The sequence below is a fragment of the Qipengyuania sp. ASV99 genome, assembly GCF_047872805.1.
In the GTDB taxonomy this organism is placed as follows: domain Bacteria; phylum Pseudomonadota; class Alphaproteobacteria; order Sphingomonadales; family Sphingomonadaceae; genus Erythrobacter.
Map to the genome: position 1 here is coordinate 668028 of NZ_JBLQUK010000001.1, position 16379 is coordinate 684406.

Consider the following 16379-nt stretch of genomic DNA (forward strand, 5'->3'; position numbering starts at 1 on the left):
CCCGGATGCAAGCCACATCATGCGATGGAGGGACCGATGGTCTATATCCAAGCGTATTATCGCATCCGCTTCGGACGTATCGAACACGTCCGCGCGCACTTCCGCACCAAGTAGCTAGCCTTTTGGCTTCGACTTTTTCGCAACACCTGGCCCCCGCTTCGGCGGGGTCTTTGTCTTATCGAGCCTGCGTTTCAATTCAACCGGATCGGTCTGCATGAACCGCGCCAGCGCTTCGTCCGGGTCCATATCCAGATGCAGGGGCCGTTCGCGCTTTTCTCCATTCGTCACGCGATCAGGTCCTTGTAGGTGAGCCTGCCAGCGGTTTGCGAAAGCAGCGCGTTGACACGCTCGCCTTCGTCCATTTCTCGCAGGTTGAAGCGCCAAGTCATTTCACCAAGGTAGCGACTAAAGTGCTTTGGCGAAAGGTAATGGTGGGTGCCGATAATCTGGCGCTTGAACAGCGCCCAAACGCTCTCGATGCCATTGCTGTGTAGAATGTAATGCCGCACATATTCCCCGGCAGAGTGATTGACCCGGTGATGGCTATAATCGCGCGCCAGCCCGACGAATGAACCATGCTCGTCGGTCATCAAGTTGGAACCCGGTTCGACGTGTTCGCGAATTACGGACTGCACGTCCTTTGCGCCCATGCTCGGCGTGATCGCGGTGCGCAGTTCGCCGCCGCGTTCGAGCACACCAAGCACAGCGATCTTGCCCTTGCCGCCCTGCTTGCCGCCAGTGCGCTGCCAAGCGTGCTTGTTCTTCTCTTTGCCGCCGACAAACGTTTCGTCAGCTTCGACCTCGCCTTTCAGAGTGCGATTGAAGGACTGTGTGCGGATCGCTTCGCGCAAGCGCTGGGTGACGAACCACGCTGACTTTTGCGTGACGCCAATGTCTTTCGCCAGTTGGGTGCTGGCGATGCCCTTTTTGTGGCTCGTGATAAGCCAGATCGCCAGCAGCCATTTGCGCAGCGGCAACTTGCTGTCCTCAAAAATCGTTCCGACGCGGATCGAAAAGCGCTTGCGACAAGCGCCGCACTTGTGGTTGCGACCGTCCGAAAAGTGATAAACGCGGGTCGAAAGGCAGTGCGGGCAAAATGCGCCATTCTTCCATCTAATCGCGGTGAAGTGGTCAATCGCCGCCTGTTCGTCGGGGATGGCTTCCATCATCTGGATCAGGCTGTTGAAGGTCTTGAGCATCGCGGTTTCCCTTGCTTATGCACGCCTTATAGGTGTTTATTGAACCCACGTCAATGGGTCACACAAGTATATAGGCCCCCTTGCTATTTTCACGTCAGCCCTAGCGCGGTCGAGTAGCGACTCTGAAATTCGTAGAAATCTAATTGCTTTTGCGAATGGTGGTTTTTTTGATGGAACACTAAGTGGAGCCAGAAAGAAGCAAAGCGAACTACAGCAATCCTTGAGTCTGACAATGTCAGATAGCGAGTCAATTTCTATTGTAAATTAGCGTGTTTCAGATGTGTCTATTACTGGGTTTAATGAGTGCGTAGGTCAAGTTCTAAATCAGTCTGGCGTGCATATCATTGCAAGTCCTGTTGACGAATTTACAAGCGCGATAAAGGTCGATTATGTTGCAATCGCAGGGGTCGAAGGTCCGCTTAGCTTCAGAGTTAGATCTAACGGGATCACTGCCTCTATGCCTACGGGAGTGCCCGATAGCGGTGGGCCCATAAGTTTTGATCTAGTAAGGACAAATCCCGCGCGACCGTTAAGAGTGATAGTCGATTTGGTGAAAGGAACCGGGCCCGCACAGACGGTGGTAAGGACAGTCGAGGCAACCATCGCCGTTCAAGTGGGCTTCGAAACCGTTACCGAGAGCCTTGGAGAAATTGACTCTGATGTTTCACTTGCTCGATGTGGAGGCCCTGGCGGATGGTATCCGAGAAACGAAGCTTATGGACCCGAAGTTTCGATTGTGGCGGGCGAACCCAATGTATCTCTCGAGAATGTGAGGCTCGTAAGCCTCGATTATTTGCCCAATCTTGATGGACGTTCTTGGCTTCCGGGCGCGGCCGGTTCGCGTATGGAATTCATACCGGGACAAACATCAAACTACGTAGCGGCGCGAGCTTACTGCCACGTCAACGATGGGAGATATTTGCATAACGTTCGAGGCTTGATCCGAGCGAATCGCGTTAGGACTACTGTGAGGAGGCTTGTTCCTGCTGATAGTGGCACGGTACCTCTGACCGATTTTGTATTGCCAGGTCCTGCAGGCTCAAGCTAGACCTAGAGGAACCGCTTCGAGCAATGATCGCCGCAAAACCAAACTTGGTCGGTCAGGATGACGATCTCGAATGGATATCAACGATCGGTGCCAACCCTGTCGCTATCCCTGTCCAATTAACCGGGTCCGGGGCCGTTTCTAGACAGTTTGCCCGTGATTGAAGAAGCACGCTAAACTACAATTTCACCGTCTCGGGCCAGGCTCGGAGCGACCGAAAGGCGGAAGACTCCTTCCGCCTCGCTACTTAAACTTCTGCTCTTCGCTCGGCGGGAACTTCGCGTGCAGCTTGGTCGCTCGCGTGGGCCGGTCCATCAATTCGCCGCTGCAATTGGGGCAAACATCGTCGAGCGCTTCGGCGCATTCGGCGCAGAAGGTGCATTCGAAGCTGCAGATGAACGCGCCGGGGGCCTCGGCGGGCAAATCACTGCCGCAGCGTTCGCAATCGGGGCGCATTTCGAGCATCGTTGAATTTCCTGACAGGGTGAACGGAACCGAAGTCTAAACCGCCGCCTGCACCGCATCGCAAATCCGGTCAACCACATCGGCGACCTGCGCGGCGTCGTCGCCTTCGGCCATCACCCGGATCACCGGCTCGGTGCCGGAGGGGCGGATGACGAGGCGGCCTTTGCCTTCGAGTTCCTTTTCTGCCGCAGCGATCACCGCCTTGACCGCCGCATTTTCAAGCGGCGCGCCGCCTTGATAGCGGACATTCTTGAGCAATTGCGGCACCGGGTCGAACAAATGCAGGATTTCGCTGGCGGGTTTTCCCGAACGCACCAGGCTGGTGAGCACTCGCAGCGCCGCGACCGAGCCATCGCCGGTGGTGGCATGGTCGAGCAGGATCATATGCCCCGATTGTTCGCCGCCGACGTTGAAGCCGCCTTCCTTCATCCGTTCCAGCACATAGCGGTCGCCAACCTTGGTCCGTTCCAGCGTCAGGCCAAGCCCGGCGAAATAGCGTTCGAGGCCGAGGTTCGACATCACCGTGGCGACTACGCCGCCGCCGCGCAGCGCGCCCTTTTCGTGCATCCGTGTGGCGATCAGCGCCATGATCTGGTCGCCGTCCACCTTGGCGCCTTTTTCATCGACCACGATCAACCGGTCGGCATCGCCGTCAAGCGCTATGCCGATATCCGCGCCTTCCTCGACCACTTTGGCTTGCAACGCTTCAATCGCGGTCGATCCGACACCGTCATTGATGTTGGTGCCGTTGGGATTGACGCCCAAAGTGATGACTTCCGCCCCCAATTCCCAGATCGCCGAGGGCGCGACCTGATAGGCCGCGCCATGCGCGCAATCGACCACCACTTTGAGGCTGTCGAAGCGCACTTCGCTGGCCACCGATTGTTTGAGCGCATGGATATAGCGCCCGCGCGCATCCTCGATCCGGCGGGCGCGCCCGATCCCTTCGGGCATGGCGAGCTGCGGTTCGCCCTCCAGCAGCGCCTCGATCTCGGCCTCGGCCTCATCCGACAATTTGAAGCCATCGGGGCCGAACAGCTTGATCCCGTTGTCGGGATAGAGATTGTGGCTGGCGGAAATCATCACGCCAAGGTCGGCGCGCATTTCGCGGGTCAGCAGCGCGATTGCCGGGGTGGGCAGCGGACCGGTCATGATGACATCCATGCCGACACTGGTGAACCCGGCGACCAAAGCGCTTTCCATCATATAGCCCGAAAGCCGCGTATCCTTGCCGATCACCACCCGGTGGCGGTGGCCGCCGCGCAGGAAGTAATTGCCCGCCGCCTGTCCGACCCGCATCGCGGTTGCCGCTGTCATGACGCCCGAATTGGTGCGGCCTCGTATCCCGTCCGTGCCGAAGAACTTGCGTGTCATGCCTTTTTCAAACCTCGTGAATGTCTGCGACCATTTGTCAGGCGCTTCTGGCGCGGTTATCGCCGGAAGGGAAGGGCCAAGGGTCAGGCTGAGCCCCGGCAAAGGAAACCGCATTGGTGAACGATTCTGGAAAGAGTGACGCGGGCGGGTTTGAACTGGTGGCGATCAGGCTGCCGGTGGTTGCAACCTTTGCCGCGCTGATCGCCGGGCTGGGGCTGGGCGCGGCCATATCGGGCTTTGGGCTGCCCGACTGGCTGATCGAAGGCGCGGCGCTGATCGGCACCATCTGGCTGCGCGCCTTGCAGATGACGATCATTCCGCTGGTTGCCGGATTGCTGGTGCTGGGCTGCGCGCAAATGGTGCAGGCGGCGCGCGCGGGCGCGGCTGCGCGGCGGTTCCTGATGCTGGTGTTTGCCGTGTTGATCGCGGGCGGTGTGTTCACCGCAGTCATGTTGCCTTTGGTGCTGAGCATTGCTCCAATCCCCGCGAGCGCCAGCGCTTTCCTCGCCGAAGTGCCACAGGGCGCGCAGGAAGTGCCGGACATTCTCGACTTTCTCGGTTCGCTGCTCGCGCCCAATATCATCGCGGCGGCGGCGGAAACCAATATGCTGCCGCTCACGATATTCTTTGCATTGTTTGCGACCGCGATCACGCGCCTGCCAAAGGGGCAGGGCGAGCGGATGCTGGGGTTCTTCCACGCGCTGGCCAACACGATGCTGCTGATTATCGGCTGGGTGCTGTGGCTGGCGCCGGTCGGCGTGCTGGCGCTGGCGTTTGGCGTGGGCCTGCGCGGCGGGGGCGGGGCGTTCGCGGCGCTGGCGCATTACATTCTGGTGGTCTCGGCGATGGGCGCGTTTGTCCTGCTGCTGGCTTATGCGCTGGCGTGGGTGTTGGGGGGAATCAACCCGCTGCGCTTTGCCGCCGCGCTGCTTCCTGCGCAGGCGGTGGCGGTGTCGACGCAAAGCTCGCTTGCCAGCCTGCCCGCGATGCTCGACAGCGCCAGCCGGTTGCAGCTGCGATCGAGCACCAGCGAATTCGTGCTGCCGCTGGCGGTGGCGGTGTTCCGCGCGACCAGTCCGGCGATGAATATGGCGGTCGCGCTGTATGTTGCGGCGCTGGCGGGGATTGAGATTACCCCGGCGCTGGCGATGGCCGGGATCATGGTCGCGCTGATCATCAGCGTGGGATCAGTCAGCCTGCCCGGATCGATCAGTTTCGTGGTTTCGATCGGCCCCATCGCGCTTGCCATGGGGGTTCCGATAGAGCCGTTGGTGCTGCTCGTCGCGGTGGAGATGCTGCCCGATATCATGCGCACGCTGGCCAATGTGACGATGAATGTTGCGGTGCTGAGCGCGGTTGACCGGAGTCAGGATTAACCGGTCAGACTGTCGTCTGGCGCGTGCTGCGCCGTATCGCCGGTGAACAGCGGCTCACCAAAGACAAAGCCGACGAGGTTGGGCCGGCCAATATGATCGAACAGCGCGGTCAGCGTCAGCAGGATCGGCACCGATAGCAACGCCCCCGGCACCCCCCAGATCCAGGTGAAATAAGACAGCGCGATCAGGATCATCACCGGGCTCATGGTGAACCGCGCGCCTAGGATCGACGGGGTCACGACATTGGCCTCCACCGTATGCAGCCCGACATAGGCCGCCGCCGGGATCAGGCCGAGCCACACTGTCTCCGCCGTGCCAATCCCGAACAGCGCCAGCAGCGCGGTCATCGCCAGCGGGCCAACATAGGGGATGAAATTGAGGATCATCGCCAGACCGCCCCACATGATCGGCGCATCCACGCCCAGCGCCCATGCGCCCAGCGCGACTGCCACGCCAATCCCGGCGTTGATAAGGCCGACCGTCATGATGTAGGCCGCGACCCGGTCCTGCACTTCGCGCATGACCCGCGCGGCCTTGACGCTGGATCCGAAACTGGCCCGGTCAAACAGCAAATGCCGCCGCATCCGCACCCGCGCCTCGATCATGAAAAACGCCATCAGGAACATAATCAGCACCTCCAGCAAAACGCTGGGCGTGGCAAAGGCGATTTCTTCGAGCAGGCTCGGCGTTGCCAATACGACCTCGCGCGCACCGGTGTCGCCCATGATCTGGGCCAATTCTTCATTGGCGACCGCGAGCCAGGCAAATTCATCGCGCAATTCGCCAAAGCGTTGACCCACCCGCCCGGCGATTTCGGGGATGGCGTCGAACAACGCCAGCGCCGGTTGCAGGATCAGCGCCAGCGCCAGCAGCAAAACTCCCAGAAACACCGCCAATGCGCCCAGCGAAGCCAGCACGTTAGGCAGGCCGAACCGCGCCAATCCATCGGCCAGCGGCGACAGCAGGATCGTCAGCAGTACCGCCGTCACCAGCGGCAGGAACACCACCGATCCGATCGACAGGACAAATGGCAGCGCCAGAAACAGCCCCAGACCCAGCAACAGGACCAACGCCGACATCAGCCGCAATTCCTGCTCCGCCAGCGCCGCTCGCCCCAACTGACGGGGAGCGCTATCGCCGGGCGATTGATTTTCGGGCATAGGTAGGTTCATGGTTGATCGCTGCGGTTGGGTTATCCGTTATTGCAGCGCAGCGAGGTTTCGCCAAGCGCCCCGCTGTCATAACACGGTTCACCCTTTGGCTGCAGCAATTCCTCTGCCCGCAGAAACCTCGTCCAGCTCTTCGAGAATCGCCCGATGCGCGGCGGCATCGCCAATCGAACGTTGCGGTATGTCGCCATCGGCCAGCATCGAATTGAGCGTGGCGCGCGCGCGCCCGACCCGGCTCTTGATCGTGCCGATAGCGCAGCCGCAGATTTCCGCTGCCTCTTCATAAGAGAACCCGCCAGCCCCCACCAGCAGCAAAGCCTCGCGCCGTTCGGGCGGCAGGGTCAGCAAAGCGCGGTGCATATCGGACAGGTGGATCGGTTCCTCCTGTTCTGCGGGCGCGGTCAGAATTCGTTCTGCCACGCCTTCATCATATTCACCGCGAAACCGGTTGCGGCGCATATCGGTGAGATAGGCGTTGCGCAGGATCACAAAGGTCCAGGCGCGCATCGAGGTGCCCGGTTCGAACCGGTCCTGCGCTGCCCACGCTTTCAGCATGGTTTCCTGCACCAGATCATCGGCCATGTCGGGGCGCCCGCACAGGCCCCGCGCAAAGGCGCGCAGATGCGGAATTACCGCGGTCAATTCCCGTTTGAAATCAGATTTCTGTGATGGGGTGCGCGGTGGCGGTGATTGATCTTCTGCCACTATGATTTTCCCCCGCCACGGGGGGATGCGTCGCCGCCATCATCGCACGGAGTGGGTTGGTCGAGTCTGGCGAGCAGATCATTGAAGGCGTCCGGGATCGGTTCGTCCACGATGGTGTCGTAAAGTTGTTTCAGACCAACCGCCCAAGCGGGGGCGGCGCCTGCACCGCCGGCCCGCAGATCAGAAATATCCGGTTTCTTGCTGGAGGCCATTGGCCGTTCCGTTCCCATCGCTAGTTCGCGTTGCATATTTGGCAATTGTTTCGCGAAAGTCCAATGCGCGCGCATTAAACGGCTTTTACCCTACGCATATGTGCTCTTGCGCAATCATGCCATGGGAACGATGCGCGGTGAATTTGGTTCCTTGGTCAGGTGCATGATTGTTGCGGATCTTGCGCCGGGAGGCTCACAATCAAAGACAAAAGCGAATTTGCGGCGAAAAGCGAACGCCCATCTGCCCCTTTGGCGGCGCAGGCTTCGCCTCGGGCGCGGACCGGGACCAAAGCGCGCGCGCGGACATGGCTGGTCAGATACCCGCGCGCGATACCCGCCGCGCTGTTCCTTGCCATTGTCGCGATCACCGCGCTCAGCGTCTATGCCATCGAAAGCAATGCGCAGCAGCGCACACGCGCCGAGGTGCGCGAATATGCCCAGTCGGTCGCCTCCGCACTTGACCGGCGCGGCAATAATTTCTCGTCCTATCTGCGCGCCGGGGCGGCACTGTTTGCCACGATTGACGAAGTCAGCCCGCAAACCTTTCGCCAATTCGTCGCGGAATTGCGGCTCGATCAGAATTATCGCGGAGCCGAAGGAATCGGCTGGCTGACAGTGATCGAGACAAGCGATGCCGATGCCTTTCTGCGCCGGGTGCGTGCCGCACAGCCCGATTTTCCGGCGATCCGGCCCGCCACGCTCAAACCGGCGCAGCGCGCCGCGCCGGTCACCTATTTTTCTCCAGACACCAGCCGCAACCGGCGCGCGCTGGGCTTTGACATGTATTCAGAACCGGTTCGCGCCGCCGCCATGCACGAGGCCAAGCGCACTGTGATGCCGACCGCTTCGGGCAAGATTGTGCTGGCACAGGAGGAGGCCAGCGGAGCGCCGGGGTTTGCGATTTTCATGCCGGTTTACAAACCAGTGCCCGGTTCGCAGTCGCAGGAACGGGTGCTTGCAGGCTATGTCTTCAGCTCGTTTGACGCGGCGCAATTTCTGGAAGGTGCGATTGAACGCGCGCCGCCCGCAGATCTGGGCGTGCGGTTGTATGATCGCGGAGAGGCTCCCGAAAATCTGCTTGCCTCGCGTTCGCTTGGAGATGCTGGCACGGACCGGTTCGAACAGCCGGTCAGGATCGCCAATCGCGATTTTGTGCTGGTGTTCGATTCGGCTCAGCGATCTGCGCTTGACCCGCTGTCTATGGTTACACTGATCGCCGGGCTGGCGCTCGCCAGTCTGCTGATGCTGATCCTGCGGTTGCTAGCCAAGCAGGCGATCGAGGATGAGGCACGGTTGGCGTTTTACGAAGAACAGCAATCGATCCGCAATTCACTCAGCCGCGAACTCAATCACCGGGTCAAGAACACGCTGGCCAATGTCCTGTCGATCCTGTCGCTGACCCGCCGCCGGTCAAGGGATCTTGATGGGTTCGCGGACAGTCTCGAAGGGCGCATCAGGGCGCTGTCAGCGACGCATGACCTGCTCACCGACAGCGATTGGGGCACAACCGCCATCGCTGATGTGGTCCATGCCGAGATGCAGCATTTTGTCGATAGCGATGGCACGCGGCTGATCGTCGAAGGTCCGCCGGTTGAGCTGGCCCCCAATGATGCGCTGTCGTTTGGCCTGGCGATCCATGAATTGGCCACCAATGCCGCGAAATACGGGGCGTTGAGCGTGACCGGGGGCAAGGTCAGCGTGCGCTGGCGTTTGCAGTCGGACACGTTGGCGGTGGTCGAATGGAGCGAGGTTGGCGGCCCACCGGTGGAACAATTGCGCGAACGCGGGTTTGGCACCGAGCTGATCGAAAAGATCGTTGCGCATGAACTCAAACACCGGGTCGAGCTCGATTTCCGGCCCGAGGGCGTATATTGCCTGCTCGGCGTCCCGGTCCGGCGGCGCAGCGAGTTTCAGATGCGCGCAGCACCCGCCGGATAGCGCATCACAGTGGGCGGCTTGATCCAAAGAACAACGCCTGGCTGATAGCGGTGCGCACGGTCTTTTCCTGAAACGGCTTGGTCACCAGATAGGTCGGCTCTGGCCGGTCGCCGGTCAGCAGCCGTTCGGGATAGGCGGTGATGAAGATCACCGGCACGCTGCCGATCGCCAGAATATCGTCCACTGCATCAAGCCCTGACGATCCATCGGCCAACTGAATATCGGCGAGCACCAGGCCGGGGCGCTTTTCCGCAACGATCTCCATCGCCTGTTTGCGGGTTGCAGCGGTGCCGCAAATCTCGTGTCCCAGCGCGCTCACCAGATCTTCAAGTTGCATCGAAATCAGCGGCTCATCCTCGATGATCAGCACCGATGTCGCCTGTTCGCTGTCGATCTCGCTGACCGCTTCTGCGACCAGAGTTTCAACCTGATGCGGTTCAAGCTCCATGATCTGCGCTGCTTGCGCCGCAGTGAAGTCTTCGAGCGTAGTGAGCAACAGCGCCTGGCGGTTCAGCGGGGTGATCGCGCCCAGCCGCGCCTGCGCGCCCGCTTCGTGTTCGCCGATTTGCGCGGCCCCATCGCCCGCTGCGCCAATGTCAAGAAAGGCGCTGGACCAGACGCTGTTGAAAGCGCGGTAGAGCGGGATACGGCCGCCATCGAGCGTGCTTTTCAGTTCCTCATCCGCCAGCACCGCCTCCAGCGTGGCGCGCACAAAGGCATCGCCGGTTTGCTGCGACCCGGTAAGGGCGCGCGCATATCGGCGCAGGAACGGAAGGTTTTCCGCGACATGCTGACCCAGTGACATTGAAATCTCCTGCATGGGGACGGGTGCTGTTTGATCTTCCCCTGTTGTTTCTGGACACGAAACGCAAGTCTTGCAGGCGCCGAAGTCAGGCTGCGAGCAAAAAATTGCATTGTACGGGAACGGCTTTGCCGCCCGTGAATTATAGGATTATCACCGCCAAGACCCCCCTCCCGTCCATCGGGCGGTGATACGATCCCGAAGGCCTTCACTTTCCCAAGTGAAGGCCTTTTTCGTGGGTTCGCCCTTTCCCGGATGGTCACGGGCCTGGCGCACTCAGCGCCTTAGCAGCGCGAGCAATCCGGCGCGCGGTCGCTGCCTCAGCGCGGCGACCAACTCTTGCGGATCGTAAGGCTTGGTCAGCACCGGTCCAAGCTGGCGGATATGCGCAGGAATGTCATCGGGCGAACCGGTTTGAAAAACGATCCGGACATTGTCGTCACCCAGCGCATTGACCAGCTCCGCTATCCCCCAGCCTTCGTCGCTATCGGCGAGATGCACATCCAGCACCACCGCATCATACGATCCCGAGCGCAGCTTTCCCAAAGTGCAAGAGGCGGTCGGGCAAATGGTCACATTGGCAAAGCCATTGTCGATCAGCGTCTGTTCGATCGACAGGCCCAGCACCGGATCGTCTTCGACGACGATGACTTTTGCAGGGAGCGATCGCTTGCGCAGGGTGATGCCGGACATGCCTGCAAAATGCGCCTGCGCGCCGGCCTAATCAAGACACTTACCAAACTATTTGAGCGGCTTTTGATAGATCGCATATTCGCGGTTTACCCCGCTTTCGATGGCATCGGCGATGGCGACCATCCCCTGATTATCTTCAAGGATCCAGCCAAGCTCACCGCGCTGGGATTGATAATGAGTGGATGCGTTCCTGCGGATCGCGCTGATCATCATAAACGCCAGCTGGCTGGCCATGCGCGAGTTCTGAAATTCCTTTAGCACCCCCATCAAGGGCACGCGCATGTCCGATCGCGTCGGTTTGCGAAGCCAGCGCAGCAGATGGAACCAGCCGAACGGAAACAGCTTCCCCCCGGTGCGTGCCAAAACGTAGTTGATGTCGGGGAATGTCAACATGAAGGCGACCGGCCGCCCATCGACTTCTGCGATCATGTTGATGGGTTCGTGGATGATCGGTTTCAGTTTCTTGCCCGTATAGGCGACCTCTTCTGATGTGAGCGGCACAAAGCCCCAATTGCCCGACCATGCGTCGTTGAGGATGGCGAGGATTATCGCGGCTTCCGCGTCCCAGTCTTTCTTGCGCACGGTCCGAATGGTGATTCGTGCGTTGCCCTCACCCGATTTGACGATCCGCTGGATCAGCGGCGGAAATTCCTTGCTGATGTCAAGATCGTAGGTGAACAAGGTCTTAGCGAGAGTATAGCCGGCCTGTTCGATCCAAGCGGCGTAATGGGCAGGATGGTGGCCCATCATGATGACCGGCGAGTGATCGTGGCCCTTGACCAAAAGGCCGGGTTCTTCCCAGATCGACATTGAAATCGGCCCGACTGCGCGGGTCATGCCCTCTGCGCGCAGCCAGTCTTCAGCCGCGTCGATCAACGCGGCTGCGACTGCGCCGTTTTCCGCATCGAAATATCCAAACATTCCGGTGCCGGGACCAAAACCCTGCCGCGTCGGCATTTGCAGCGCGAGTTCGTCAATATGCGCGGAAATGCGGCCTACCGGCCTGCCGCCGCAATGGGCGATGAACAATTGCGCGCGGGCATGGCCGAAAAACGGATTCTTTTCCGGATCGACCAGTTCGAGTTGCTCGCTGCGCAATTGCGGCACCGCATGGTCCAGCCGCGCGGCAAATTCGCGGCCCAGATCAACGAAGCGGGCCCTCCCTTGCTTATCCGCCCCCTGCTTGCCTGTAACCGCTTCAATGCTTATCTTTGCATCTGCCACTTGGCTTGCCTCGTATTTTATTAACCCCATCGCAGGGGCCAGATTGTTCAATGTCAAAGCGTCTGTGTCTTGATGCGGCCAGACGCGCAAGCCACTCGATCACTCTATCCGTAAACGCGCGTTTGCCCGCAGCGCCCAAATTGGGGTAAAGCCCAAGGCGAACAGATTATAGTCATGACCATGCACAAACCGATCGCTCATCCTGCACCCGTTTCCGAACCTGCGGCATTACCGCGGGCAGTGCGCGCCGATTTTCAAAGCGTGGATGACAAGGATATGCTGCGCGCCGCGCGCGACCTGACAAAGGATCTCGGGGAGGCGAAAGGCGCGATCTATTGGGCCGACATGCTGGGTTCGACCGCGATCGGGTATGGCGGAATTGCGACCGCAATCCTGACCGACAATCTGGCGCTGGCTCTGGCCGCCGCCGTGGTCGCCTCTCTGGCGCTGTATCGGTCGCTGATGTTCATCCATGAATTGACGCATATTCACCGCGATGCGCTCCCCGGATTTCGCACCGGCTGGAACCTTTTGGTCGGGATTCCGCTGCTGACCCCCAGTTTCATGTATGAAGGCGTGCATGTGATCCATCACAAACGCACCCAATACGGCACGATAGAGGACCCTGAATATCTCCCGCTGGCGCTGATGAAGCCATGGAGCCTGCCACTGTTTGTAATCGCCGGATTGCTCGCGCCCGCCGCGCTGATCGTGCGGTTTGCGGTGCTGGTCCCGCTCGGCGCGCTGTTCCCGGCCGTGCGTCGTTATACTTGGGAACGGTTTTCGGCGCTGTCGATCAACCCCGATTTCCGCCGCAAAACGCCCGAGGGGAGTTTTGCCAAACGGGTGCTCTGGCAAGAGGTCGGCGCAAGCCTGTGGGCCATCGCAGTGATTGCGAGCATATTCGCGCTCGGCTGGCGACCGTTTCTGATAGCGCTGGCGATTGTGTCGATCACCGCGTTGCTCAACCAGTTGCGCACTTTGGTCGCGCATCTGTGGGAGAATGAAGGTGAGCCGATGACGGTCACCGCGCAGTTTCTCGACAGTGTTAACGTGCCCCCGCCGGGGATCGCAGCGGAAATCTGGGCTCCGGTAGGGCTGCGCTATCACGCGCTGCATCATCTGATGCCGTCGATGCCCTATCATGACCTGCCAGAGGCGCACCGCCGACTGGCGCGCGAGCTTGGCACGGGGTCAACCTACGAAGGCGCAAACCATCCGGGAATGTTGGTGTTGGTCTGGCGGATTGCGCGCAGCACGATGATGGCCCGCTAATCCAGAAAACAGATCATTGCGCAGCGGCGGTCGATGGGCAGTCCATCATCCGCTTCATTGGCCAATTCCCCGGCCAGACGCGGATGCGCATCAAGCGCGGTCACTTCGTCAAAACCTAGCTTAGCGTAAAACGGACCATTCCACGGCAAATCTCGAAACGTGGTGAGCGTCACTGCGCGAAAGCCTGCATTGCGGGCGTCGATCATACAGGCGCGCAGCAGGCCTGCGCCGATTCCGCAACGCTGAAACCGGGGATGAACGTCCATTTCCCAAATATGCAGTTCGCGCCGGAACGGCTCATTGACGAGGAAACCCGCCATCTGACCCTCTGCAAAGGCGACCAGGCAATGGCCCTTGCGGATCATCTTTTGGAGTTCGTGCGGGGCCCAGGTGTCATCAGGATCGAAGTTTGCCAGATCAGGATCGCCAACAAACAGTTCTGCCGCCGCACGCTCTATCGCTGGCATGGCTTCGGCATCTTCGGGTTTGGCGAGCCTGAGCGACCAATCGGTTCTGGCTAAAGGGCGCTTCATTCTTCGGTGCGGATGAGCACCGTCTCACCGACCAACAGGAACAGGAAAAACGGCGCCCATGCGGCGAGAAAAGGCGGGTATCCGCCAAAGCTGCCCATTGCCAGTGCGGCATTGTCCACCACGAAATAGGCAAAGCCCAGCGCCATGCCGATGATTGCGCGCACGAACAATTGCCCCGACCGCGCAAGGCCAAACGCCGCGACCGATCCCAGCAAGGGCATGAGCAAGGCCGACAGCGGGCCAGAAATCCGGTGCCACCACTTGGCCCGCATTTCGGTGGTGCGGCGGCCCACCGTGTCCAGCGCGTCAATCGTCTCCGACAGCTCCCAGAAACTCTGCCCATCCACGTCGATGGCTTGCAAGTCGATCTGCGCCGGGGTCAGATTTTCGCCGACCACTATGGTGTCCAGCCGCGTGATTTCGGCGCTGCCGACATCAAAGCTCCGGGGGTTTTCCAGCCGCCAGCCGGGCGCGGCATAGGTCGCGCTGGTGGCGCGGATTTGCTCGGTCACGATCCCGCCGGGTCCGCGCGCATCCCACGTCACATTGTCTAATTCGATTGTCTCCCCCGACCCGATCAATGTCGATGCCGAAAGAATATTCTTGCCGTCGGTCAGATAGACATTGGCGCGCACCCCGGATGTGGCGGGAATATCCCCGTAATCCGCCGCCTCCCAAGCCTTTAACGCGGAGGTCGAACGGGTGACCACCCGTTCATTAAAGCCAAAGCTGATGACCGCGATTATTGCAGCGGTTAGCAGCAGCGGAGAAAGCACTTGATGCGCCGATAGCCCTGCCGCCTTCATCGCCACCACTTCGCTGTTCTGGTTGAGAGTCACCAGCGTGATGAGCGTCGCCAGCAGCACCGAATAAGGCAGGAACTGCGATATAAGCTGCGGAATGCGCAGGCTGGCATAGCGCAGGATGTCGCCTTGATCGTTGCCCGCAGGTTCCAGAATCTTGCCGGTCGAACCCAGCAGATCGAGCGCCAATAGCACCAGCACCAGCATCACCAGCACCGCAAAAATGCGCAGCACAAACGTTTTCGCCAGGTAGAGCGTCAGCGTCCGCGAGGGAAAGAAATCAAGCTGCATGGGGTGGGGCGCCTCAGATCTGCGTCGCGGCCTATTGTGCCGGTGCCATTTGCGGGTCGTGTTCGGCGATCATCGAGGGCGGCTTGCGCCGCGCGAAAAGCTTGCCAATCTGCTTGGAAAGTTTGGCAAACAGGGTCTCGAGCGCGCCCAGCGCCTGCCCACCGGGCACATGCGCAGTGCGGTAATACATCCACAGGATCAACGCAGCGAAGATCAGGAACGGCCCCCACAGGGCAAGGATGGGGTCGATCCGGCCCAGCGTCGCCACGTCTTCGCCATATTGGTTCACCTTGTGATAGGCGACCACCATAACGATAGACACGAACACACCCAGCGCGCTGGTTGATCGTTTGGGCGGGATCGCCAGCGCCACGGCGAGCAACGGCAGCAGCAGCATCATCACCACTTCGACCATGCGGTAATTAAAGGTCGCCTGGCTGGCATCGCGCTCTGCCTTGTTGCCGTTCTCGCTCCACCCGATGCTTAGCAATTCGGGCAGGATATATTCGCGGCTGGCATCGCCCCTTGCGCGAAATTCCTCGATCGCGGGCAGGTCAATCGGCAAGTCGTGGCGGCTGAAGGACAGAACGCGCGGGGTTTCGCTGCCGGTGTCCTGAATGATTGTTCCTTCGGTCAGGCGCAGGATGATCGTATCGGGATCGTCGGAGGTGGCCATGAACGCCCCCTCGCGCGCGCTGATCGTCAGCACCTGATCGCGGTCATTGGCAACCCGCGCATAAATGCCGACCAACCGCTGCCCCTGATCCTCGCTTTGTTCGATACGCAGCGCCATGCGGTCTGCCAGCGTGGTAAATTCGCCCACCTTGATCGAAGCGCCCAGCGCGCCGGATCGCAGTTCATATTCCATCTGTTCGTAATAATAGCGGCTGACCGGCTGGATATAGAACACCAGCGCCACATTGACCGCAACCAGGACCAGCGTGATGGCATAGGGCATCCGCAGCAACCGCCAATAGGACAGGCCCACCCCGCGCAAAGTGTCAAGCTCGCTCGAAACAGCCAGTTTGCGGAATGCGAACAGCACGCCCAGCATCAGGCCAAGCGGGATCGCCAGACTGGCATATTCGGGGACCAGCGCGCCCAGCATCTTGAACACCACGCCAATCGGCCCGCCTTCGACCGCAACGAAATCGAACAGGCGCAGCATCTTTTCCAGCAGCAACAGCGACGCAGCGAGCGCGAACACCCCAAGCATCGGCACGATCACCAATCGAAGGATATAGCGGTCAATACTGGGAATGAATTTCAGCACAT

16 protein-coding genes are annotated in these 16379 nt (G+C 60.3%); 3 read left to right on the forward strand and 13 right to left on the reverse strand.

Annotated features, from left to right (window positions below; genetic code table 11):
* Nucleotides 1-114: 114 nt before the first annotated feature.
* The 4 genes from ACM64M_RS03375 to glmM all read right to left on the reverse strand — a co-directional run bounded on the left by ACM64M_RS03375 (nucleotide 115) and on the right by glmM (nucleotide 4083).
* On the reverse strand, nucleotides 115-288 hold the full coding sequence (locus ACM64M_RS03375; RefSeq protein WP_416227219.1) for a hypothetical protein: 174 nt from the start codon (nucleotides 286-288) through the stop codon (nucleotides 115-117).
* Nucleotides 285-1199: an IS1595 family transposase gene (locus ACM64M_RS03380; protein WP_416227220.1), complete on the reverse strand. Its 915-nt coding sequence runs from the start codon at nucleotides 1197-1199 to the stop codon at nucleotides 285-287. Before ACM64M_RS03380 ends, ACM64M_RS03375 begins: the two co-directional genes overlap by 4 nt.
* A 1288-nt stretch (nucleotides 1200-2487) precedes the next feature.
* Nucleotides 2488-2709, reverse strand: a complete 222-nt coding sequence (locus ACM64M_RS03385; protein WP_416227221.1) for a DUF1272 domain-containing protein — start codon at nucleotides 2707-2709, stop codon at nucleotides 2488-2490.
* A 36-nt stretch (nucleotides 2710-2745) separates the two neighbouring features.
* Nucleotides 2746-4083: a phosphoglucosamine mutase gene (gene glmM, locus ACM64M_RS03390; RefSeq protein WP_416227222.1), complete on the reverse strand. Its 1338-nt coding sequence runs from the start codon at nucleotides 4081-4083 to the stop codon at nucleotides 2746-2748.
* Nucleotides 4084-4199: 116 nt separating this feature from the next.
* Here glmM and ACM64M_RS03395 point away from each other — a divergent pair, with 116 nt between their 5' ends.
* Nucleotides 4200-5459, forward strand: a complete 1260-nt coding sequence (locus ACM64M_RS03395; protein ID WP_416227223.1) for a dicarboxylate/amino acid:cation symporter — start codon at nucleotides 4200-4202, stop codon at nucleotides 5457-5459.
* Here ACM64M_RS03395 and ACM64M_RS03400 read toward each other — a convergent pair.
* From ACM64M_RS03400 to ACM64M_RS03410, 3 genes are all read right to left on the reverse strand, one after another.
* Nucleotides 5456-6631 (reverse strand): AI-2E family transporter, encoded by a 1176-nt coding sequence (locus ACM64M_RS03400; protein ID WP_416227224.1) that lies wholly within the window; start codon nucleotides 6629-6631, stop codon nucleotides 5456-5458. The genes ACM64M_RS03395 and ACM64M_RS03400 overlap by 4 nt on opposite strands.
* Nucleotides 6632-6709: 78 nt before the next feature.
* Nucleotides 6710-7336, reverse strand: coding sequence for a sigma-70 family RNA polymerase sigma factor (locus tag ACM64M_RS03405; protein WP_416227358.1), 627 nt, complete (start codon nucleotides 7334-7336; stop codon nucleotides 6710-6712).
* Entirely contained in the window at nucleotides 7333-7545 is a 213-nt protein-coding gene (locus ACM64M_RS03410) for a NepR family anti-sigma factor (protein WP_416227225.1), read from the reverse strand. The genes ACM64M_RS03405 and ACM64M_RS03410 overlap by 4 nt, the downstream gene beginning before the upstream one ends.
* 249 nt (nucleotides 7546-7794) lie before the next feature.
* On the opposite strand from ACM64M_RS03410, the gene ACM64M_RS03415 reads away from it, so the two are divergent.
* Nucleotides 7795-9483, forward strand: a complete 1689-nt coding sequence (locus ACM64M_RS03415; RefSeq protein ID WP_416227226.1) for a CHASE domain-containing protein — start codon at nucleotides 7795-7797, stop codon at nucleotides 9481-9483.
* A 4-nt stretch (nucleotides 9484-9487) separates the two neighbouring features.
* On the opposite strand, the gene ACM64M_RS03420 is transcribed toward ACM64M_RS03415, so the two are convergent.
* From ACM64M_RS03420 to ACM64M_RS03430, 3 genes are all read right to left on the reverse strand, one after another.
* Nucleotides 9488-10288 (reverse strand): response regulator, encoded by an 801-nt coding sequence (locus tag ACM64M_RS03420; RefSeq protein ID WP_416227227.1) that lies wholly within the window; start codon nucleotides 10286-10288, stop codon nucleotides 9488-9490.
* A gap of 273 nt (nucleotides 10289-10561) precedes the next feature.
* Entirely contained in the window at nucleotides 10562-10978 is a 417-nt protein-coding gene (locus ACM64M_RS03425; RefSeq protein WP_416227228.1) for a response regulator transcription factor, read from the reverse strand.
* 48 nt (nucleotides 10979-11026) lie between these two features.
* A complete protein-coding gene (locus ACM64M_RS03430) occupies nucleotides 11027-12202 on the reverse strand; it encodes an N-acetyltransferase (RefSeq protein WP_416227229.1) in 1176 nt (391 codons plus the stop codon).
* A gap of 174 nt (nucleotides 12203-12376) precedes the next feature.
* Here ACM64M_RS03430 and ACM64M_RS03435 point away from each other — a divergent pair, with 174 nt between their 5' ends.
* The gene (locus tag ACM64M_RS03435; RefSeq protein ID WP_416227230.1) at nucleotides 12377-13477 is read left to right on the forward strand and encodes a fatty acid desaturase family protein; all 1101 of its coding nucleotides are present in this window, start codon (nucleotides 12377-12379) and stop codon (nucleotides 13475-13477) included.
* Here the strand turns inward: ACM64M_RS03435 and ACM64M_RS03440 are convergent.
* The 3 genes from ACM64M_RS03440 to ACM64M_RS03450 are packed head-to-tail and all read right to left on the reverse strand — an operon-like array spanning nucleotide 13474 to nucleotide 16374.
* Entirely contained in the window at nucleotides 13474-14010 is a 537-nt protein-coding gene (locus ACM64M_RS03440; protein WP_416227231.1) for a GNAT family N-acetyltransferase, read from the reverse strand. The genes ACM64M_RS03435 and ACM64M_RS03440 overlap by 4 nt on opposite strands.
* A complete protein-coding gene (lptG, locus tag ACM64M_RS03445; protein ID WP_416227232.1) occupies nucleotides 14007-15104 on the reverse strand; it encodes an LPS export ABC transporter permease LptG in 1098 nt (365 codons plus the stop codon). Before lptG ends, ACM64M_RS03440 begins: the two co-directional genes overlap by 4 nt.
* Before the next feature lie 31 nt (nucleotides 15105-15135).
* Nucleotides 15136-16374, reverse strand: a complete 1239-nt coding sequence (locus tag ACM64M_RS03450; protein WP_416227359.1) for an LptF/LptG family permease — start codon at nucleotides 16372-16374, stop codon at nucleotides 15136-15138.
* Between the last annotated feature and the right edge of the window lie 5 nt (nucleotides 16375-16379).

Coding starts and splice junctions, on each gene's coding strand:
- ACM64M_RS03380 (WP_416227220.1), bottom strand. CDS start 1,199: ATGCTCAAGACCTTCAACAGCCTGATCCAGATGATGGAAGCCATCCCC.
- ACM64M_RS03385 (WP_416227221.1), bottom strand. CDS start 2,709: ATGCTCGAAATGCGCCCCGATTGCGAACGCTGCGGCAGTGATTTGCCC.
- glmM (WP_416227222.1), bottom strand. CDS start 4,083: ATGACACGCAAGTTCTTCGGCACGGACGGGATACGAGGCCGCACCAAT.
- ACM64M_RS03400 (WP_416227224.1), bottom strand. CDS start 6,631: ATGAACCTACCTATGCCCGAAAATCAATCGCCCGGCGATAGCGCTCCC.
- ACM64M_RS03410 (WP_416227225.1), bottom strand. CDS start 7,545: ATGGCCTCCAGCAAGAAACCGGATATTTCTGATCTGCGGGCCGGCGGT.
- ACM64M_RS03420 (WP_416227227.1), bottom strand. CDS start 10,288: ATGTCACTGGGTCAGCATGTCGCGGAAAACCTTCCGTTCCTGCGCCGA.
- ACM64M_RS03425 (WP_416227228.1), bottom strand. CDS start 10,978: ATGTCCGGCATCACCCTGCGCAAGCGATCGCTCCCTGCAAAAGTCATC.
- ACM64M_RS03435 (WP_416227230.1), top strand. CDS start 12,377: ATGACCATGCACAAACCGATCGCTCATCCTGCACCCGTTTCCGAACCT.
- ACM64M_RS03440 (WP_416227231.1), bottom strand. CDS start 14,010: ATGAAGCGCCCTTTAGCCAGAACCGATTGGTCGCTCAGGCTCGCCAAA.
- lptG (WP_416227232.1), bottom strand. CDS start 15,104: ATGCAGCTTGATTTCTTTCCCTCGCGGACGCTGACGCTCTACCTGGCG.